The sequence below is a fragment of the Kitasatospora sp. NPDC086009 genome (assembly GCF_044540385.1).
Taxonomy (GTDB): domain Bacteria; phylum Actinomycetota; class Actinomycetes; order Streptomycetales; family Streptomycetaceae; genus Kitasatospora.
Map to the genome: position 1 here is coordinate 842,452 of NZ_JBITSA010000001.1, position 19,559 is coordinate 862,010.

Consider the following 19,559-nt stretch of genomic DNA (forward strand, 5'->3'; position numbering starts at 1 on the left):
GACCCCCGCCAGGGGGCCCTAACCTCAGCCTGTGACTTTCAGCCAGACCCTCGCCTGTGCCCCGGCCCGCCCCGATCTCACCGCACCCCCGATAGGGACCCTCAGCCCGCCCGTTCCCCACCTCGTCCTGGCCGAGGTCCTGCGCCGCTACCGGGTGGGGCGGCTGCTCACCGCCGAGCCGGTCGCCGAGGGCCTGTTGAACCGGGGCTACCGGGTCACCACCGAGGCCGGGACGTACTTCCTGAAGTGCTACGTCGACGCCGCCACCGCGCACCGCGAATCGATCGCCGGGCACCACCGCGCGATGGCCGCGCTGGAGACCCTCGGACTGCCCGTCGCTCCCCCGCTGGCGTGTGCCGAACGCTCCGGCACGGTGGCGTCCTTCGGCAGCCGGCTGTTCGCGCTCTTCCCCTGGGTCGATGGCCGGCACCGGCACGGGGGCGATCTCTCCCTGACGCAGTGCGGCGCGCTCGGAGCGCTGCTCGGCCGGCTGCACGGCGCGCTCGACGACGTCTGCGCCCCCCTCGCCCAACCCGCCGGCTACCACAGTGCCGACCCGCTGGACAGCGCCCGGCTGGCCCGCGAACTCCGGCTCAGCGCCCGCGAGCAGCGCCCGTACGGCGCGCTGGACGCGCTGGTCGAGCGGCGCCTCACCGAACGGCTCGACCTGCTCGCCGAGTACGCCCACCGCCGGCCCGTCCCGCAGACCGCCCCGCCCACCGGCTGGACGCACGGCGACTTCCACGGGCTCAACCTGCTGCACGCGGGCGACCGGATCGCGGCCGTCCTGGACTGGGACAAGCTCGGCCCGCAGCCGCGCGCCGAGGAGGCCGTCCGGTCGGCCACCCTGGTCTTCAACGACCGGACGTCGGGCGCGCTCGACCTCGTCCGGGTCCGGACCTACTCGCAGGCGTACCGGGCCACCGGGGCGGCCACCGCGGAACACCTGGCGGCGGCCGTCCACCGGGTCTGGTGGGAGCGGCTCAACGACTTCTGGATGCTCCAGTGGCGCTACCAGCGGGCCGACCACCGGGCCGACCCGCTCTACCCCGCCTCGGCCGGCCAGCTGGCGTGGTGGTGCCAGGAGTACGAGCAGGTCCTGGACGCCTTCGCCAACTGACCGTCACCGGTCGGCGCCGCCGGTCAGCCGCCGGCCCCGGGCGCGGTGGTCGGGGCCCCCGTCGGCTGGGTGGCCGGCTTGGTCGGCGGCGGCTGGGTGCCCGTCGCGCCGTTGGTCGGCGTCCCGCTCGCGCCGCCGGTCGGCGTCCCGGTGCCCCCGCCGGTCGGCGTGCCGGTGGACGACGGGGTCGTCGTCGACGACGGCTTGGTACCGGTGGGCGTCGGGGTCATGCTCGGCGAGTGCTTGGGCACGGTGGCCGGCGGGCTCTGGTTGTTGTTGTTGTTCGTGTCGGTCGGCTGGTTCGGCTTCCGGCTGGTCTGGCTGGGCGCCACCGTGGTCGGGGAGATCCCCCCACCGGTGGGCGTACCGGCGTCGGAGGAGGAGACCACCGAGACGGACGGGGCGGGCGTCTGGCCGGGGTCCTTCGTCCCGCCGCCACCGCCACCGCTGAGCGCGAGCGCGATCCCGACACCGGACGCGACGAACACCGCCGCGGCGCCGGCCACCCAGGCCCAGGGCCCGCGCCGCCGGCGGCGGTCGTCGTCCCCGTCGCCGCCGTCGCCGCCCGGGCCGCCGTGACCGCCGTCGTACGAGCCACCGTCGTACGAGCCGCCGCCGTACGGGCCGCCGGCCCCGGGGTAGGGCGAGGACGGCGTGTGCGGGCCGCCGGGCACCTGGTACGGCAGCACCGTCGTCGAATCGCTCGGGCCGCCCAGGCCGAACGGCGCGGTGACGGCCGTCTCGCCGTCCGCCCCGGGCATCGGGGTGGCACCGCTGTGCCCCTGGCCGGCCGCCGCCAGCCCGGCCGCCGCGGCACCCGTCGCCCAGGCCCCGCCGTGCATCTCGCGCAGGGCGTGCTGGAGGTGGGCGCGGAACTCGTCGGCGTCCTGGAAGCGGTCGTCCGGGTTCTTGGCGAGCGAGCGCAGCACCAGCGGGTCGAGCGCCGCCGGGACCCTCGCGTTGACCTGCGCCGGCGGCACCGGCGGGTCCTGCACGTGCTGGTAGACCACCGAGAGCGGGGTGTCGCCGGTGAACGGCGGGCGCAGCGTGAGCAGCTCGTAGAGCATGCAGCCGGCCGCGTACAGGTCGGAGCGGTGGTCGACCGGCTTGCCGAGGGCCTGCTCGGGCGAGAGGTACTGCGGGGTGCCCATGACCATGCCGGTCTGGGTCATGGTGCTGGCGGTGCCGGTCAGCGCGCGGGCGATGCCGAAGTCCATCACCTTGACCGCGCCGGTGGTGGTGATGATGACGTTGGCGGGCTTGATGTCCCGGTGCACGATGCCGTGCCGGTGGCTGTAGGCGAGCGCCTCCAGCACGCCGGCGATGATGATGAGCGCCTGGTCGACCGGCGGCTCCTCCTCGTCCACCAGCAGCTCGCGGACGGTCCGGCCCTCGACCAGCTCCATCACGATGTAGGGCGTCGACTCGTCGCCGACGTACTCCTCGCCGGTGTCGTAGACCGCGACGATCGAGTGGTGGTTGAGCGCCGCGACGGCGTGCGCCTCGCGGGTGAAGCGCAGCCGGGCGATGTCGTCCTGGGCGAGTTCGGGGCGCAGCAGCTTGACGGCGACGGTCCGGCCGAGCCGGACGTCCTGGGCGGCGAACACCTCGGCCATGCCGCCGCGGCCGAGCCGGTGGGTCAGCCGGTAGCGGCCGTCACCCACCGTGCCGAGCGGGGCTGCGGTGCCGCGGCCGGGGGTCTGCGGGCCGCCGCCGTACGGCGGGAGTGCGGAGGTGGCGGCGCTGTCGCTGCCGGGCTCGGGCACCCTCCGGGCCCCGCCGGTCGAACCGGCCGCCCGGGCACCCTCGTCGTCGTCCGGCCGCTGCGTCTGTGCCATCGCTCCTCGCCCCGGGCCTTCGCTCGGATCGCGGTGCCCTGTCGCTTCGTGTCCCCGAACGCTACCGCCTCCGGACTTCCCCCGTAGCACGCCCGATCCGGGCGCACCGCGTCAGAGCAGGCCATTCCGGTCGGGCAGGTCGTCCAGGTGCAGAACGGTCGCGGGCCGCTCGACGGACCGGGAGGTGCTGGTCTTCTCCGCCTTGGTCACCACGATGGCGATGATGATGATCGCGAGGACGATCACGCCGATGATGATGCCGACGATCACGAGCGCGGTGGAGCAGCCGCCGCTGTTCGACGCGGGGGCCGGCTGGAACTGCGTCGGCATCGGCATCGGCTGGGGCGGCGGGGTGTGCGCCTGCGGCGGGAAGTGCTGCGGGGCCTGGAAGGCCGGCGGCGGGGTCTGGTACTGCTGCGGGAAGGGCTGCGGCGTCTGCGGGTGCTGCGGCGGCGGGGTCTGGAAGGCCGGCGGCGGCGTCCGGTACTGCTGCTGGAACGGCGGCGGGGTCTGCGGGGCCTGCGGCCCGGCGTGCACCGAGCGCGGACCGTCGGTGATCACCAGCGGCGAGCTCGCGGCCAGCTGGTTGCCGTTGCCGCCGCCCTTCTCCGCCGCGATCAGCCGCTCCGCCTCGTCACGCATCGCCGCCGCGCTCGGGAAGCGGTGCGCCGGGTCCTTGCGCAGCGCTTGGGCGACGAAGGCGTCCACCGCCGGGCTGACCGCCCGGTTGACGGTGGACGGCGCCGAGGGCTCCTCCTGGACGTGCTTGTAGGCGATCGAGAACGCCGAGTCGCCGTCGAAGACCAGTTGCCCGGTGAGCATCTCGAAGAGCATCACGCCGACCGAGTAGAGGTCGGAGCGGGCGTCCACCGGCTTGCCGAGCGCCTGCTCGGGCGAGAGGTACTGCGGGGTGCCGACCACCATGCCGGTCTGGGTCATCGAGGTGACCCCGGACTCCAGCGCGCGGGCGATGCCGAAGTCCATCACCTTGATGTTGCCCTTGCGGTCGAACATCACGTTGCCGGGCTTGATGTCGCGGTGGACCAGCCCCTGGTCGTGCGAGGCCTCCAGCGCGTTCAGCACGCCGACGGTGACCCGCAGCGCCTCCTCGGTGGGCATCGCGCCGTACTGCGCGACCGCGTCGTTGATCGCCTCGCGCAGGCCCTTGCCGTCGACCAGCTGCATCACGATGTACGGGGTGGTGGAGCCGTCGGCGGCGACGTCCTCGCCGCTGTCGTAGACGGTGACGATATTGGCGTGTTCCAGCCGGGCCACGGCCTGCGCCTCGCGCCGGAACCGCTCCTTGAAGGACTCGTCCCGGCCGAGCTCGGCGTGCATGCTCTTCAGCGCGACCGAGCGGCCGAGCACGTTGTCGTAGGCGAGGTGCACGGAGGCCATGCCGCCCTCGCCCAGCACCCGCTGCAGCACGTACCTGCCGTTGCCCAGGGAGTGGCCCTCGACCGCCGCGTTGCCGTGCTCGCTCATGGTCCTCTGCTCCCCCTCGGCGCGGTCGTGCCGCCGCAACCGTGACGTTCGGTCTCGTCCGTGCCTGGTCGGGCCCGGTTTGGTGGCCCACCCGACCCCTGTCGCGGCGCTCGCCCGGTCTGCGACAGGGGCTCAGGGTATCGGCTCACGGCGACAGTGATCGGCGCAGGGCCGACACTGTGTCCGAGCCGCGACCCACTACCGGACGGTAGTGGGTCGGTCGTGCGTTCGGCACCGGATCGTGGCGGTACGTCCGATACCGGGCGGTCGCCACGGGGTCCGCGGCGCCGACCGGGGCGGCTGCGCCGGGCCGGTGGGGGGCCTACAGGTACGGGCCGGAGCGGATGCCGCGGCCCTCGCCGGGCTCGTCGTCCTCCTGCTCGCCGCCGTGCAGACCCGGCGGCAGCGCCCGCCGCATCTGCTCCAACTGCGCCCGGGCGGCCATCTGCTGGGCGAAGAGCGCGGTCTGGATGCCGTGGAACAGCCCCTCCAGCCAGCCCACCAGCTGCGCCTGCGCGATCCGCAGTTCGGCCTCGGTCGGGATGGTGTCCTCGGTGAACGGCAGCGAGAGCCGCTCCAGCTCCGCGACCAGCTCGGGCGCCAGGCCGAGCTCCAGCTCCTTGATGGAGCTGGCGTGGATGTCCTTCAGCCGGACCCGGCTGGCCTCGTCGAGAGGAGCCGCCCGGACCTCCTCCAGCAGCTGCTTGATCATGCTGCCGATCCGCATGACCTTGGCCGGCTGCTCCACCATCTCGGTCACCGGGAGCTCGCGCGGCCCTTCACCGTCGTCGTGCGTCGAGCCGGCGAACCCCTGGCCCACGGGCAGCCCGTCCGGTCCGACGATCAGCACCTTCTGGCCGTCCTGCGACTGCCCGCCCATGGCCTGGTACAGATCCTGCGGCGAGCGCTCGTTCATCGGATTCGTCATGAACAACATTCTTCCTCACTGGGGTTGGCCGGGTGGAACCCCCGACCGCACCGCCGCCCCGCACCACGGTCACCGGTCACCGGCACCGCGGTCACCGCACCCGCTTCCGCTGACGACGCTACGCCCCCGCACGGCGGCCCGGCATCCGTACGGATACTCAGGTCGCGCGGGGGCGCGGCGCCGGCGTCGGCGGCGGCGGCTCAGCCCTTGCGCAGGCGCAGTCCGATCAGCCCGAGGCCGCAGCCGATCAGGCCGAGGCCGGCGCCCAGCGGCAGCTGGAGCGTGGAGGCGTCGCGCCAGCGGGCGGGCAGCACGGCCGGGACGGCCCCGGCGGCCTGCTGGGTCGCTCCGGCCGCCACCGTGGCGCCGTCCGGCACGGCGTCCTCGGCCGGTGCGACGCCGTCCGGCGTGCCGGGGTCCGCGTCCGGGACGGCCTGCGTGGCCTCGACGGACTGCTCCGGCCCCCGCTGCGACCGGTCGGGCACCCGCTCGGCACGCTCGGGGGCCGAGGCCGGGCGGTGCCGGTGACCGGCCCGGGGGCCGACGGGCGCCGGGCCGGGCCGCGGGTGCCCGCCCTGGTGCGACGGCGGCGCGGCGGCCGCCGAGAGGGCGGCCGGAGGCGGCGGGGTGGCGGCCGGGGCCGGCGGCGTGCTCGGGGGCGCGGCCGCCGACGGCTGGGCCGAGGGTGCGGCGGAGGGCGGGGGCGAGGCCTCGGGGGATGCCGGGCCGGCGTCGGCGGAGGGCGAACCGGACCACCCGGGGCCACCGGGCTGCGGTCCGTCCGCCGCCGGAGCGCCGGGCTCGGAGGCGGTGGACGGCTCGGACGGCTCGGACGGCTCGGACGGCTCGGCGGGCACGGTGGGCGGGTCCGACGCGGCGGGCCCGGCGACCGCCTCCCACGGGCCGGACGGCCGCTGCGGACCGGCGGCCGCCGCCGGGGGCACGACGGTCAGCGGCAGGGCGAGGCCGAGCACCGCCATCGTCAGCAGCCGCCGCACCCGGTGGTCGCCCCGATCACGGGGGGTGCCGGTACCGGCCCGGCCCCGGGTGCGGGTACGGCCGTGGGGCGGCGCGGCGGGCAGCGGCCCGAGGAGCGCGTTCGAGGGGGTCGAAGGTGCGGCCACGGTCGAGGTCCTTCCGACGGCCGACCGCGCACGGGCGGGGTCGGCGGCGGGACAGCTCCGGACCAGCGTCACACAATCCGACATTCCGGGCATTTCGAACGGCCGTGCACCAACCGCCCCGCCCGGCCACCGACTCCCCGGGCCCGTCGGCCCCGCCCCGCCTCAGGCCCGCAGCACCACCTTGCCCACCTGATCGCCGGCCTCCAGCGCCCGGTGCCCGTCGGCCGCCGCGGTCAGCGGCAGCACCCGGTCGATCACCGGCCGCACCAGGCCCTGCTCGACCAGCGGCCAGACGTGCTCGCGCACCGCCGCCACGATCGCGGCCTTCTCCGCCAGCGGCCGCCCGCGCAGATTGGTCGCGATCACCGCGCCGCGCTTGCGCAGCAGCGTGTTCAGGTTGATCTCGCCCTGCACGCCGCCCTGCAGCCCGATGATCACCAGTCGGCCGTTGACCGCCAGCGCGTCGACGTTGCGCTGCAGGTACGCGGCGCCCATCAGGTCCAGGATCACGTCCGCCCCGGCGCCGCCGGTGGCCTCCCTGAGCACCTCGACGAAGTCCTGCTCGCGGTAGTTGATCGTGATGTCGGCGCCGAGCTCGGCGCACCGGGCCAGCTTCTCCGCGCTGCCCGCCGTCACCGCCACCCGGGCGCCGACCGCCTTGGCCAGCTGGATCGCCATCGTGCCGATGCCGCTCGCCCCGCCGTGCAGCAGCACCGTCTCCCCCGGGCGCAGGTGCGCGACCAGGAAGACGTTGGACCACACCGTCGAGGCGACCTCCGGCAGCGCGGCGGCCTGCTCCAGGTCGAGCCCCTTGGGCACCGGCAGCAGCTGCCCCGCCGGCACCGCGACCCGCTGCGCGTAGCCGCCGCCCGCCAGCAGCGCGCAGACCTCGTCGCCGACCGCCCAGCCGGCCACGCCGGCCCCCAGGGCGACGATCCGGCCCGAGCACTCCAGGCCGGGGTAGGGCGGGCTGCCGGGGGGCGGGTTGTAGAAGCCCTGGCGCTGGAGCAGGTCGGCCCGGTTCACGGCGGTCGCCGCCACCTCGACCAGGACCTCGCCGTCACCGGGCACCGGGTCCGGCACCTCGGCCCAGACCAGCGCGTCGGGACCGCCGGGTTCGGGAATCGTCATCGCATGCATGACCCGAAGCTACTGCGTCCTGACGGGGCGGCGGGGGCGCCCCGCGCAGTCCGCGGGAGCGCCGACCGAACCCGGTCCGCGCTCCCGGCCGGCCCGCCGGGAGCGCCCCTGTTCAGCCGGCCAGCCCGGCCAGCACCTCGGCGCCCGGCAGGGCCGCCAGCGCCCGGCCCGGCAGGATCAGCTTGCCCCGCCGCCGCCCGCTGCCCACCAGGACGTACGGCGCCCGGGCCACCGCCTCGTCGATCAGCAGCGGCCAGTCGGCGGGCAGCCCGACCGGCGTGATGCCGCCGTACTCCATCCCGGTCAGCTCGACCGCCGCGTCCATCGGCGCGAACGAGGCCTTGCGCGCCTCCAGGCGCTTGCGGACGGCCCGGTTGACGTCCACCCGGGTGTGGGCGAGCGCCAGGCAGGCGGCCCGCGTGGTCTCCCCGCCGCGCTTGGCGGCCACCACCACGCAGTTCGCCGAGGCCTCCAGCGGCACCCCGTAGGTCTCGCAGAACACCGCGGTGTCCGCCTTCTCCGGGTCGGTGTCCACGTAGAGCACGGACCGCGCGGCCTCCCGGTCCGCCCAGGCCGCGAGGGCGTCGGCCACCGGCCCGGCCAGCAGGTCGCGGACGTCCAGGGCCGGCGCGACCGTCTCGAACGTGCCGAAGGGGAGCTGCGGTTGATCATTCATGACACGAACTGTAGTCACCGGCGGATCACTTGATGACGATCACCCGGTCGGTGAGCTGGAGCACCTGGGCCTCCGGCTCGGTGTAGTTGAGCACCCGGCGGCCGCGGACCACCGCCACCACGAGGTCCTCGCACTCGCGCGGGCCGTGCCCGGCCTCGGCCCGGGTCACCGGGCGCTCGATCACGTCCAGGCCGTTGCCGTAGGTGAGCAGGTCCTCCATCACCGCGCCGGCGTGCGGGCTGAGCATCGACATGCCGAGCAGCCGGCCCGCCGAACTGGAGCTGGTCACCACCACGTCGGCGCCGCTCTGCCGCAGCAGCGGGGCGTTCTCGTCCTCCCGCACGGCCGCGACCACGGTGGCCGCCTTGGTCAGCTGACGCGCGGTCAGCGTGATCAGGACGGCGGTGTCGTCCCGCTCCGGCGCCACCACCACCCGCGCGGCCGCGGGCAGTCCGGCGCGCAGCAGGGTGTCGGTCCGGGTGGCGTCGCCGACCACTCCCACCAGGCCGTGCTGGGCGGCCTGGTCGATCACCTTGCGCTGCGGGTCGACCACCACGATCTCCTCCTTGCGCACCCCCTGGCCGAGCAGGGTGTCGACGGCGCTGCGCCCCTTGGTGCCGTAGCCGATCACGACGGTGTGCTCGCGCACGGTGGACCTCCAGCGGTTCAACCGCCACTGCTGACGGGTGCGTTCGGTGAGCACTTCGAGCGTGGTGCCGACCAGGATGATCAGGAAGACCACGCGCAGCGGGGTGATCACGAAGATGTTGGTGAGCCGGGCGCTGTCGCTGAACGGCGTGATGTCGCCGTACCCGGTGGTGGAGAGCGTGACGGTGGCGTAGTACGCCGCGTCGAGGAAGCTCACCCCGCCGCCGGCGTTGTCGTTGTAGCCGGCCCGGTCCAGCCAGACGATCACGGTGGTGGCCACCAGCACGCCGAGGGCCACCAGCAGCCGTGAACCGACCTGCTGGAAGGCGGGCGCGGTCCGCCGGGCGGGCAGCACGATGCCGGCGTCCGCCCACGGCTCGGTGCCGGGGGTCACCGGGCGCAGCGGCGACTCACGGCGGCGGGCACTCACGGGACCTCCAGGAGTTCGACGGTGGCGCCCTGCGCCGCGCCGCCGGGCGGCACCACGGCGAGCGCCTCGGCCCGGGCCAGGCCGCGCAGCATCGCCGGGCCGTCGAAGGCCAGCGGGACGACGCCGTGCGCGGTGCGGCGCACCGGCAGCAGCCGGGTGTCCGCGGGATGGCCGGCGAGGTCCACGGCGGCGAGCGCGAGCGCCGGCTCGCCGGCGGACCGGCCGCCCCGGGCGTGCAGCAGCGGCAGCGTGAGGGTGACGGCGCCGGCCACCGCGGCCAGCGGGTTGCCCGGCAGGCCCACCAGGTGGCGACCGCCCGGGAGTTCGGCGAGCAGCATGGGGTGGCCGGGGCGGACGGCGACGCCGTCCACCAGCAGCCGGGCGCCGGCCTCGGCCAGGGCCCGGTGCAGGAAGTCGACCGGACCGGCGGCCGTGCCGCCGGTGGTGACCACCACGTCGGCGGTGGAGTGCCGGACGGCGTCCCGGAGCAGGCCGACGTCGTCCCGGACGGCCCGCGGCTCACCCACCTCGGCACCGGCCGCCCGGAGCCAGGGCGGCAGCAGCGGGCCGAGCGCGTCCCGGACCAGGCCGGGCCGCGGGACCCCGGCGCAGAGCAGTTCGTCACCGAGGACGAGGAGTTCGACGACCGGGCGGCGGCGGACCGCCAGCCCGTCGTGGCCGCAGGCCGCCGCGAGGCCCAGCACGGCCGGGCCGACCGGGGTGCCGGCGGCCAGCAGCGCCTCGCCCCGGCGGCACTCCTGACCGCGCGGGCGGACGTCCTGGCCGGTGGTCAGCGAGCCCGGGCTCCGGTCGTGCAGCAGGGCGCCGATCCGCTCGCCGTGCTCGCGCCGGAGCACCGCGGTGGCACCGGGCGGCAGCTGGGCGCCGGTCGCGATCTCGGCGGCCGCGCCGTCCTCCAGCGGCGGCACGCCCGACTGCCCGGCCAGTATCCGCCCGGCGACCCGCCAGGGGCCCGGCCCGGCGACGGCCCAGCCGTCCATCGCCGAGGTGTCGAAGGCCGGCAGGTCGGTGAGGGCGGTGAGCGGCTCGGCCAGGGTCCGGCCGAGCGCCTCGGCCAGATCCAGGCGCTGCGGCGGGAGCGGGTGCAGACCGGCCCGGCGGGCGGCCGCCCGGGCCTGCGGCCAGGTCAGCGGGCCGGCGGCGGAGCGCCCACCGGGCACCGCGGCCTCCTCGACCGTGCTCACGGGTGCTCCGGCCCGGCCGCCGCCGTCCAGCGCTCGGCGAGTTCGGCGATGTGCCGGGACGCCTCGGTGACGGCCTCCGGGCCGCCGCCGCGCTGCGCGGCCGCGTAGCCGACCAGGAAGGCGGTCAGCGGCGCGGCGGGCCGGGCCACCCCGTGCGCGACCACCCGGGCGAGGTCGAGCAGTCCGGGGACGTCGACGTCCAGGTCGATCCCCAGCTCGGCCCGGACCTCGGCCATCCAGTCATCCAGCGTGCGCTCCATGGGCCCCATGCTGCCTGATCGGCGGTTTCCCCGGGATGTTTCCCCGATGAGCGCCGCGCGTCGTCTCCCGCACGGGGGCCGCCGGCCCCCGTGAACCGGCCGGCCGGGGCCCCACGAGAGGGGGCGGCGGGCGTCAGCGGGAGCGGTCCCGTTCCCGGGCCAGCTCCAGCTCCTCCCAGGTGTCGCAGTCGTGGCTCACGTCGTCGGTGTCGGCCAGCCGCAGGGTGCGCAGGCCGCCGGTCAGCCGGCGCAGCGGCAGCCCGGCCGGGTCCCCGGCGGCGGCCAGCGCGGCGCGCAGGGCGGCGGTGCGGTAGGCGGCGGCGAGCGGCTGGTCGCGGCCGGCGGCGTCGACCAGGACGACCGCCCCGGTCTCCGGCCCCGCCCCGACGAGGGCCCCGGTCAGCCGGCCGACGGTCCGCGCGTCCAGGAACGGCAGGTCGGCGGCGAGCAGCAGCACCACCTCGGCCGTCACCTCGGCCAGACCGGCCGCGACGGCCGCCACCGGTCCGCCGCCGGGCGGCCGCTCGCGGGTCCAGCGGATCCCGGTCCGGGCGGTGGGCCGGGCCGGGCCGACCACCACGGTGGTGCGGGCACCGGCGGCGGCGGCGAGCACCCGGTCGAGCAGGGCCGTCCCACCGACGGTCAGCCCGGGTTTGTCCGCTCCCCCGAGCCGGCGGGCGGCGCCCCCGGCGGGCACGATCACGTCGTACGGCGTCATGCCGCCAGTATCCGCGCCGCGGCGCCCGGTCCGCCCCGGCTCAGTCCTCGGGGTCCTCGTCGACCAGTTCGGCGTCGACGATCCCGTCCTCGTCCGGCAGGGGGCGGGGGCGGGGGCGGGCGAGGTTGGCGGCGACGCTCAGCTCCAGGATGGCCGGCAGGGTCAGCTCCCCGTACCGCTCGCCCACCGCGGCGACCAGCGCCTCCGCGTCGTCCGGGTGTGCGGCCAGCAGCCGGTCGAAGTCCTGGAGGTACTCACCGGTGAAGGCGAGCACCCGGCCCGCGTCGTCGTCCTGCTCGGGCGCCCGGTGCCCGGCGATCACGCGGTCGGCGCCGAGTTCGGCGATCCGGCCGAGGTTGCGCACCCACGCGGTGCGCTGTTCCGGGGTGGTGTCGGCCGTCCAGACGTGGGTGCCGTTGTAGACGAAGTCACCGGCGAGCACGGTGCGGATGCTGGGCACGTGGACCACCGTGGACCCCTCGCAGTCGCCCTGGCCGAACAGCAGCACCGGAATCACCTGGCGGTCGACCATCAGCGGCTGGGGCAGCAGCGGCGCGGGCACCAGCGGGTGGTCGGGGATGTCGTCGCCGTACACCGGCTTCCACTGGGCGACCTTGGCGGCCGCGGTGCGCAGGATGCCGTCCACCACCGGCGGCGCGGCCAGCAGCTGCGCCTCCGGGAAGAGCTTCAGCACCTCCTCGGCACCGAAGTAGTGGTCGGGGTGCTGGTGGGTGATCACGATGGCCAGCAGCCGTCGGTTCTTGCCGGCCACCCACTCGGCCAGCTCGCGGCCGGCGCTGCGGGTGAGCTGGGCGTCGACCAGGATCGCGGTCCGTTCGCCGAGGATCAGGGTCGAGGTGGCGAAGAAGGCCGACTCGGGACCGGTGAACACGGCGATCTCCAGCGGCCGGACACCGGCCGTCCCGGCCGCGTCCGCCCCGTCCGCCCCGGCCCGGTCGCCGTCCGCGGCGCCCGCGCGTTCCGCGGCGGCGCTCCCCTCGGGCGAGGACGACGTCACTGGCTGCTCCCTCCGGTCGGCGCTCGGACTCCCTGCGCCCTACAGCATGGGAGCACGGCCCGCCGATTGCGCGGAAGGCGCGCCCGGCGGGGCACGCCTTCCGCGCGGGGTACGGCGCCGTCAGGCGGCCGAGGCCTTCGCCAGGCGCGCCGCGTCCTCCAGCGCCCGGGCCTTGGAGTCGGCGGCGTGCTGCACGAAGTCCGCCATCGCCGGCACCGTCGCCGCCAGGGTGAACTCGGGGACGATGAACTCGACCTCCAGCCCGAGCATCCCGGTCAGCACCTTCTCCAGGTAGGTGGTGACGAACTCGTAGGGCTCGCGCGGGGCGCCGGGCGCGTAGGAGCCGCCGCGGGCCGCGACCACCGTCACCGGGGTCCCGGCCGCCGAGGGGGTGTCCCCCGCCGTGCGGCCCATCAGGATCACCTGGTCCAGCCAGGCCTTGAGGCTGGACGGGATCGTGAAGTTGTACATCGGGGTGCCGATCACGATCGCGTCGGCCCGCTCCAGCTCCGCGATCAGCTCCTCGCGCAGCGCGAAGGCCGCCGCCTGCTCGGCGCTGCGTCCCTCCGCGGGGGTGAAGGCCGCGGAGATGCCGTGGGCGTCCAGGTGCGGCACCGGCAGGGCGGCGAGGTCGCGGTGGATCACCGTGCCGTCGGGGTGCTGGGCCTGCCAGGCGGCCCGGTAGGCGGCCGAGACCTCGCGGGAGACCGAGCCGTCGGTGAACGCGGACGAGTCGATGTGCAGCAGAGTGGGCATGGCGAACCTCCATCAAAGTAAGCAGCTGCTCTTTCCGCCGCAGCTATCAGTACCGTAGCAGCTTACTTTTCTGCAGTCACTAGTGGACAGACCGGTACGCTGTACCCATGGCCCAGCAAGAGGTGACCGAGCAGGTCCACGCCACCCCCGGGGAACACGGGGCGGCGGTGGTCGCCTGCACCGGCACGGAGATCGCGCTGACCCGGGTGTTCACCCTGCTCGGCAAGCGCTGGACCGGCCTGATCGTGGCCACGCTCACCAACAACGGGCCCGGCTACTTCTCCGAACTGCGCCGGGCCGTCCCCGGCATCAGCGAACGCATGCTCTCCGACCGCCTCACCGAACTGGCCGAGGCCGGGCTCGTACTGCGCCAGGTCGACGAGGGCCCGCCGCTGCGCGTCAGCTACCGGCTCACCGAGGCGGGCGCCGCGCTGCGCCCGGCCCTGACCGAGCTGGCCGTCTGGGCCGACCGCTACCTGCCGGACAGCGCCCTCAAGCAGCCCGGCTCCTGCTGACCCGCCCGCGCCGCACCCCGCCCGCCCCGCCGGACGGGCCCACCCCGGACAGCACGAAGCGCCCGGGCCCGCCTGTTCTCACAGGCGAACCCGGGCGCGGTCGGTCTCTTCGGCCGCCGGTCAGCCCTTCGCGCGGCCGGTCAGCCCTTCGCGCGGGCGGTCAGCTTGGCGACCCGGTCGGCGACACCCCAGGAGGTGACGCGCCAGAGCGCCTCCAGCACGATGTGGCGGCTCATCTTGGAGGCACCCAGCTCGCGCTCCACGAAGGTGATCGGCACCTCGGCCACCTTGAAGCCGGCCTTCACCGTGCGCCAGGCCAGGTCGACCTGGAAGCAGTAGCCGGCCGAGGCGACCTCGTCCATGCCCAGGCCGAGCAGGGTCTCCTTGCGGAAGGCCCGGTAGCCGCCGGTGACGTCCCGGATCGGCACGTTCAGCATCAGCCGCGAGTACGTCGAGCCGCCGCGCGAGAGCAGCAGGCGCGACTTCGGCCAGTTCACCACCCGGCCGCCCGGCACCCAGCGCGAGCCGAGCACCAGGTCGGCGCCGCGCAGCGCGCCCAGCAGCCGGTCCAGCTCCTCGGGCTGGTGCGAGCCGTCCGCGTCCATCTCGACCAGGACGTCGTAGCCGTTGTCGATGCCCCAGCGGAAGCCCGCCAGGTAGGCGGCGCCCAGCCCCTCCTTGCCCCGACGGTGCATGACCTGCACGTTCGGGTCCTCGGCGGCCAGCTTGTCGGCCAGCTCGCCGGTCCCGTCAGGGCTGTTGTCATCGGCGACCAGGACATGGGCCTCGGGCACGGCCGCACGGACCCGTCCGACGATCCGCTCGACGTTCTCCGCTTCGTTGAACGTCGGGATGATCACCAGCACCCTGCCGAGATCAGCAAAACTCTGCTGGTTCACGGTCACGTACAAACCTCTCGGCCGGTGGCGGGAAGTGCCAGTCACCGTTGCCCGCACTCTGAGACGCAGTCCCCGTCGGCATCCCGCCGACCTGGAAACCACTGTGGAAATTACTGCGTCCTGGCATCCTACTACCGCGTCCTCGAACAGCCGGTACGGCTCTGGCACTCCCGGCCGACCCCGGCCGTTTCCCTTCCGACGGCACCGGTCGGCTAGGGTCGATGCCCAGCCTTTGCCCGGACCACACGCCCGCCGGGCCGTCTCCCGGCGATCCGGCACACCAGGCACAGCAGCAGAGGAGCAGGACCGCGCGCATGGACAGGCTCGTCAACACTGTCCGCCCGTACGCCTGGGGGTCGCACACCGCGCTCCCCGAGCTGCTCGGGCAGGAACCGACCGGGGAACCGCAGGCCGAGCTGTGGATGGGGGCCCACCCCGGAGCGCCCTCCCGCGCCGACCGGGGCGACGGGCTCCGCCCGCTGGACGAGCTCATCGCCGCCGACCCCGAGGGCGAGCTGGGCGCCGCCACCGTGGCCCGGTTCGGCCCCGCCCTGCCGTTCCTGTTCAAGGTCCTGGCCGCCGGCATCCCGCTCTCCATCCAGGCGCACCCCACCCTGGACCAGGCCCGCGCCGGGTACGCCGCCGAGAACGCCCTGGGCGTGCCGCTCGACGCCCCGCACCGCAGCTACCGGGACGCCAACCACAAGCCCGAACTCATCTGCGCGCTCGACGAGTTCGACGGTCTCTGCGGCTTCCGGACACCGGCCGGGGCGGCCGCCCTGATGGCCGGGCTGGGGGTGCCGGCACTCGACCCGCTGATCGCGCTGCTCGGCGCCGAGGACGAGGCCGAGGCCCTGCGCGCCACACTGGCCGCCATCCTCACCATGGACGAGGCCACGGCCGCCGCGACCGTCCGGGAGACCGCCGACGCGGTGGACAAGGCCGCCGCCGGCGACCCCGACGGCCCCTACGCGCTCTACGGCCGGATCACCCGCGAGTTCCCCGGCGACCGCGGCCTGATCGGCGGCCTGCTGCTCAACGCCGTCCGGCTCCGGCCCGGCCAGGCGCTCTACCTCGGCGCGGGCGTGCCGCACGCCTATCTGCACGGCGTCTGCGTCGAGCTGCAGGCCAACTCCGACAACGTCCTGCGGGCCGGGCTGACGCCCAAGCACATCGATGTGCCGGAGCTGCTGAAGGTGGTGGACTTCACCCCCGGAGCGCCGGAGCTGCTGCTGCCGACCGCCGTCGACACCACCCCCGGGGAGGAGCTCTTCCCCGTCCCGATCGACGAGTTCCGGCTCTCCCGCTTCGTGCTGACCGGCCGGGGGCGCGAACTCGACGGCCGCGCCCCGCAGATCCTGCTCTGCACCGCCGGCCGGGCCCGGCTCACCGCCGCCGACGGCACCGTGCTGGACCTCGCCCGCGGCGGGTCAGTCTTCCTCCCCGCGACCGGCACCGCCACCCGCCTCGACGGCGACGACGCCACCGTCTTCCGCGCCACCGTGACGCTCTGACGCCCCACCACCCCAGCGCGCCGTCGCGAGCCGGCGACGCGAAGGGCCCGTACCCCACCGGGTACGGGCCCTTCGCACGGCCGGAGCGGCGCGGTCAGTCCCGCGTCATGTCCACGAAGCGCGAGTAGTGGCCCTGGAAGGCCACCGTGATGGTGGCGGTCGGACCGTTACGGTGCTTGGCGACGATCAGGTCGGCCTCGCCGGCGCGCGGGGACTCCTTCTCGTAGGCGTCCTCGCGGTGGAGCAGGATGACCATGTCGGCGTCCTGCTCGATCGAGCCGGACTCACGCAGGTCGGAGACCATCGGCCGCTTGTCGGTGCGCTGTTCGGGACCACGGTTCAGCTGGGAGAGCGCGATCACCGGCACCTCCAGCTCCTTGGCCAGCAGCTTGAGGTTTCGCGACATGTCCGAGACCTCCTGCTGGCGGTTCTCGGCCCGGCGGGAGCCGCCGGACTGCATCAGCTGGAGGTAGTCGATGACGACCAGCTTGATGTCGTTGCGCTGCTTGAGCCGGCGGCACTTGGCGCGGATCTCCATCATCGACAGGTTCGGCGAGTCGTCGATGAACAGCGGCGCCTCACTGACGTCCGGCATCCGCCGGGCGACCCGCGTCCAGTCGTCGTCCGTCATGTTCCCCGAGCGCATGTGGTGCAGCGCCACCCGGGCCTCCGCCGAGAGCAGACGCATGGCGATCTCGTTGCGCCCCATTTCGAGCGAGAAGATCACGCTCGGCAACTTGTGCTGGATCGAGCAGGCCCGCGCGAAATCCAACGCCAGGGTGGAGTTGTGCGTCGGGACCATGGCCCGGGTCGCCAGGTACAGGTGGTCCGGGTTGTCGACCTCGACGCACCGGACGGGGACGCTGTCCGTCTCGCGCACCTCGACGATGAAGCGCTGCTTCAGCCGCGCCGTACCGGGGCGCCTGCGGTCGGAATGCGTGATCCGCTTCCTCTCCAGCCCGAAGACCTCGTCCTCCGGCGTGAAGGTGACGATGTAGGCCGTGGACGACTCCTCGGAACGCCCCTTGACCCGCTTGGTGGCCACCCCGCAGCGGTAGCCGAGGCCGACCACGAGTTCCCGGAAGCTCTCGGCCAGGACCCGGTTGGTGACCGCGAACTGCACCGAGCCCGTTCGGTTGACCGTCCCGTCCGTGTCGAGGAGCCCGGCCAGCAGCGCCCGGCGCTGGGAGATGGAACCGCGCAGGTACTCCGCGGGGATGTGCTTGTCACCCAGGACCCCGAGGCCCCGCAGCGCCACGAGCAGGCTGCCGTGACTCCGGGCGCAGCCCGAGCACCGCGGTTCGGCGGCGCCCGAGACGCACGACCGGCCACAGTCCACGCAGGTGGGTTCCGGAACGGGCGCCGAGACCAGCCGCGCCCGCCCACCACACGACCTCCCGCAGGTACGCACCTGGGCGAGCTTGGGCACGAAGGCGGCGCCGCAGACGACGCAGACCCGCTCGGCGGCGACCGGCCGCGCCACCGCGAACCTCAGCGCGTAGGTCAGCGACGTGCCGCCCACCTGCCGTGCCTCGAAGCCCTCCTCCTCGATGCGGCGGATGATCTCCGGGTCGGCCGAGGTGATCCTCGCGGCGTCGCTGTGGCCGTCACCCAGCCAGGCCCCCAGGGTGTACGGCGGTACGGGCAGGTCACGCTCCGGGAGGTCCAGTGCCGCGGTGTTGCGGACGGAGTGGTTGGCGCGGCGGTCCGCCGTGAGGCAGCGAACCGTCGCGGCGATCTCCTTGGTCGTCCTGACCTGGGCCTCGGCGGCCCGTGCCGACCTGCGCGAGGCCCGGGTCTCGGTCAGCCACTGGTGGTCCGCGTCGGCGATCACGGAAGTACCGTCGTCGAACACCACTTCGAAGCACGGGCGGCCGGTCATGACCTCGGTGGCGGCCACCACCCGCGTCGGCAGTCCCGCGGCATCGAGGAGGAGGTCACCGGTCCGGACCTCGCCCATGGTGGTCCAGCCGTCCGGGGTCGGCAGCGGCGTGTCCAGCGCCAGAGCCTTACCCATGGCCGGGCGGGCCGCGATGACGATCATCTGGCCGGGGTGCAGGCCGTTGGTGAGCTGGTCGAAGTCGGCGAAGCCGGTCGGGACGCCGGACATCTGGCCGTTGCGGGAGCCGATCGCCTCGATCTCGTCGAGGGCGCCCTCCATGATGTCGGAGAGCGGCGCGTAGTCCTCGTTGGTCCGCTGCTCGGTGACGGCGTAGATCTCCGCCTGGGCCGCGTTGACGATCTCGTCGACGTCGCCCTCGGCGGCGTAGCCCATGCCCGCGATCCGGGTGCCGGCCTCGACCAGCCGGCGCAGCACCGCCCGCTCGTGGACGATCTCGGCGTAGTACTCGGCGTTGGCGGCGGTCGGGACGGAGTTGACCAGGGTGTGCAGGTAGCCGGGGCCGCCGACCCGGACGAGCTCGCCGCGCTTGGTCAGCTCGCCGGCCACGGTGATCGGGTCGGCCGGCTCGCCGCGGGCGTAGAGGTCGAGGATGGCGCCGTGGATCAGCTCGTGCGCGGGCCGGTAGTAGTCGGCCGGCTTCAGCACCTCGACCACGTCGGCGATGGCGTCCTTGGACAGCAGCATGCCGCCGAGGACGGACTGCTCGGCGGCGAGGTCCTGCGGGGGCACCCGCTCGAAGCCGTCGGCCGCGGAGCGCTCGTCCTCGTCGTCCTGGCGCCGCTTGCCGCCGTCGCGCTGGAAGCCGCCCGAGCCCTTGCCGCCCTTCTGGAAGCCGCCGGAACCGGAGCCCGAACCCTGGCCGCCCTGGCCGCGCCCGCGCGCGACCGGCAGCCGGTCGCCGGGACCGTCCGGGAAGGGGGCGTCGGCGAAGGCACCGACCGGGAACGGGTCGTCCGCGGTCTGCCAGTCCTCCTCCGGCGGCGGGGCGTCGTGGTCGTCGTACTGGGGGCCGGTCACGCGTGTTCCCCGATCAGCGAGTGGTGCGAGTTGGAGCGGGCCTTGCCGGTGGCTGGGTGGAGCGGAGCCGCGCCCCTCTTTCTACCTCCACCGCACTGACAAATCGGACGCCGGGGCGGGTGGGAGTGTCGGGCGGAGAGCCCACGCTAAGGCGCCGGAAGCCCTTCAGCCAAGGCGGTTATCCACAGGGGGTGTGGACGAGCGGCCGGAGGCTGTGGAGAAGTACCGCAAACCTGTGGACGCCCCTGTGGAAAGCCCTGTGGATAACCGGACCATCGATCCACTGTCAACCCGATGACCTGGGATTACCTCGTTCGAGGGCTGTGCATGAGAAATTCTTCACACGCAGCCGAGTGGCCGTGGAC

Annotated in this window: 15 protein-coding genes and 1 pseudogene; 3 read left to right on the forward strand and 13 right to left on the reverse strand. The window is 74.7% G+C overall.

The genetic code is table 11. From position 1 onward, the window contains the following. Positions 1-31: 31 nt before the first annotated feature. Positions 32-1,120: a phosphotransferase gene (locus ACIF6L_RS03915; protein WP_396486057.1), complete on the forward strand. Its 1,089-nt coding sequence runs from the start codon at positions 32-34 to the stop codon at positions 1,118-1,120. A 23-nt stretch (positions 1,121-1,143) separates the two neighbouring features. On the opposite strand, the gene ACIF6L_RS03920 is transcribed toward ACIF6L_RS03915, so the two are convergent. The 11 genes and pseudogenes from ACIF6L_RS03920 to ACIF6L_RS03970 all read right to left on the reverse strand — a co-directional run bounded on the left by ACIF6L_RS03920 (position 1,144) and on the right by ACIF6L_RS03970 (position 13,346). Then, positions 1,144-2,958: a protein kinase gene (locus ACIF6L_RS03920; RefSeq protein WP_396486058.1), complete on the reverse strand. Its 1,815-nt coding sequence runs from the start codon at positions 2,956-2,958 to the stop codon at positions 1,144-1,146. 111 nt (positions 2,959-3,069) lie between these two features. Beyond that, complete coding sequence (locus ACIF6L_RS03925) at positions 3,070-4,443, reverse strand: protein kinase (RefSeq protein ID WP_359808976.1); 1,374 nt, start codon at positions 4,441-4,443, stop codon at positions 3,070-3,072. 322 nt (positions 4,444-4,765) lie between these two features. Beyond that, on the reverse strand, positions 4,766-5,371 hold the full coding sequence (locus tag ACIF6L_RS03930; RefSeq protein ID WP_396486059.1) for a bacterial proteasome activator family protein: 606 nt from the start codon (positions 5,369-5,371) through the stop codon (positions 4,766-4,768). A 200-nt stretch (positions 5,372-5,571) separates the two neighbouring features. After that, positions 5,572-6,495, reverse strand: coding sequence for a hypothetical protein (locus tag ACIF6L_RS03935; protein WP_396486060.1), 924 nt, complete (start codon positions 6,493-6,495; stop codon positions 5,572-5,574). A 162-nt stretch (positions 6,496-6,657) separates the two neighbouring features. Further along, complete coding sequence (locus tag ACIF6L_RS03940; RefSeq protein WP_329488761.1) at positions 6,658-7,635, reverse strand: NAD(P)H-quinone oxidoreductase; 978 nt, start codon at positions 7,633-7,635, stop codon at positions 6,658-6,660. Between the two features lie 112 nt (positions 7,636-7,747). Beyond that, positions 7,748-8,311: a YbaK/EbsC family protein gene (locus ACIF6L_RS03945; RefSeq protein WP_352288518.1), complete on the reverse strand. Its 564-nt coding sequence runs from the start codon at positions 8,309-8,311 to the stop codon at positions 7,748-7,750. A gap of 25 nt (positions 8,312-8,336) precedes the next feature. After that, positions 8,337-9,389, reverse strand: a complete 1,053-nt coding sequence (locus ACIF6L_RS03950) for an NAD-binding protein (RefSeq protein WP_329488763.1) — start codon at positions 9,387-9,389, stop codon at positions 8,337-8,339. Further along, complete coding sequence (locus ACIF6L_RS03955) at positions 9,386-10,594, reverse strand: molybdopterin molybdotransferase MoeA (RefSeq protein WP_396486061.1); 1,209 nt, start codon at positions 10,592-10,594, stop codon at positions 9,386-9,388. Before ACIF6L_RS03955 ends, ACIF6L_RS03950 begins: the two co-directional genes overlap by 4 nt. Beyond that, positions 10,591-11,572 (reverse strand): annotated as a pseudogene (locus ACIF6L_RS03960) (NTP transferase domain-containing protein). The gene ACIF6L_RS03955 and the pseudogene ACIF6L_RS03960 overlap by 4 nt, the downstream one beginning before the upstream one ends. 40 nt (positions 11,573-11,612) lie before the next feature. Further along, positions 11,613-12,590 carry an MBL fold metallo-hydrolase gene (locus ACIF6L_RS03965; RefSeq protein WP_352288524.1) on the reverse strand — a complete coding sequence of 326 codons (978 nt, stop codon included), beginning with the start codon at positions 12,588-12,590 and terminating at the stop codon, positions 11,613-11,615. 120 nt (positions 12,591-12,710) lie between these two features. Further along, positions 12,711-13,346, reverse strand: coding sequence for an FMN-dependent NADH-azoreductase (locus ACIF6L_RS03970; RefSeq protein WP_396486062.1), 636 nt, complete (start codon positions 13,344-13,346; stop codon positions 12,711-12,713). 107 nt (positions 13,347-13,453) lie between these two features. Here ACIF6L_RS03970 and ACIF6L_RS03975 point away from each other — a divergent pair, with 107 nt between their 5' ends. Continuing rightward, positions 13,454-13,861: a helix-turn-helix domain-containing protein gene (locus ACIF6L_RS03975; protein ID WP_329488768.1), complete on the forward strand. Its 408-nt coding sequence runs from the start codon at positions 13,454-13,456 to the stop codon at positions 13,859-13,861. A 140-nt stretch (positions 13,862-14,001) separates the two neighbouring features. Here the strand turns inward: ACIF6L_RS03975 and ACIF6L_RS03980 are convergent, their stop codons facing one another. Further along, positions 14,002-14,766, reverse strand: a complete 765-nt coding sequence (locus ACIF6L_RS03980; protein WP_329488769.1) for a polyprenol monophosphomannose synthase — start codon at positions 14,764-14,766, stop codon at positions 14,002-14,004. Between the two features lie 308 nt (positions 14,767-15,074). Between ACIF6L_RS03980 and manA the strand changes: the two genes are divergently transcribed. Then, positions 15,075-16,274: a mannose-6-phosphate isomerase, class I gene (manA, locus tag ACIF6L_RS03985; protein WP_396486063.1), complete on the forward strand. Its 1,200-nt coding sequence runs from the start codon at positions 15,075-15,077 to the stop codon at positions 16,272-16,274. 94 nt (positions 16,275-16,368) lie between these two features. Here manA and dnaB read toward each other — a convergent pair whose 3' ends face one another. Continuing rightward, entirely contained in the window at positions 16,369-19,068 is a 2,700-nt protein-coding gene (gene dnaB, locus ACIF6L_RS03990) for a replicative DNA helicase (protein ID WP_396486184.1), read from the reverse strand. Positions 19,069-19,559 lie beyond the last annotated feature (491 nt).

Bases quoted from the DNA above. Each gene is read 5' to 3' on its own strand.
- ACIF6L_RS03930 (WP_396486059.1), bottom strand. From the start codon at position 5,371: ATGACGAATCCGATGAACGAGCGCTCGCCGCAGGATCTGTACCAGGCC.
- ACIF6L_RS03925 (WP_359808976.1), bottom strand. From the start codon at position 4,443: ATGAGCGAGCACGGCAACGCGGCGGTCGAGGGCCACTCCCTGGGCAAC.
- ACIF6L_RS03945 (WP_352288518.1), bottom strand. From the start codon at position 8,311: ATGAATGATCAACCGCAGCTCCCCTTCGGCACGTTCGAGACGGTCGCG.
- ACIF6L_RS03940 (WP_329488761.1), bottom strand. From the start codon at position 7,635: ATGCATGCGATGACGATTCCCGAACCCGGCGGTCCCGACGCGCTGGTC.
- ACIF6L_RS03975 (WP_329488768.1), top strand. From the start codon at position 13,454: ATGGCCCAGCAAGAGGTGACCGAGCAGGTCCACGCCACCCCCGGGGAA.
- ACIF6L_RS03970 (WP_396486062.1), bottom strand. From the start codon at position 13,346: ATGCCCACTCTGCTGCACATCGACTCGTCCGCGTTCACCGACGGCTCG.
- ACIF6L_RS03920 (WP_396486058.1), bottom strand. From the start codon at position 2,958: ATGGCACAGACGCAGCGGCCGGACGACGACGAGGGTGCCCGGGCGGCC.
- manA (WP_396486063.1), top strand. From the start codon at position 15,075: ATGGACAGGCTCGTCAACACTGTCCGCCCGTACGCCTGGGGGTCGCAC.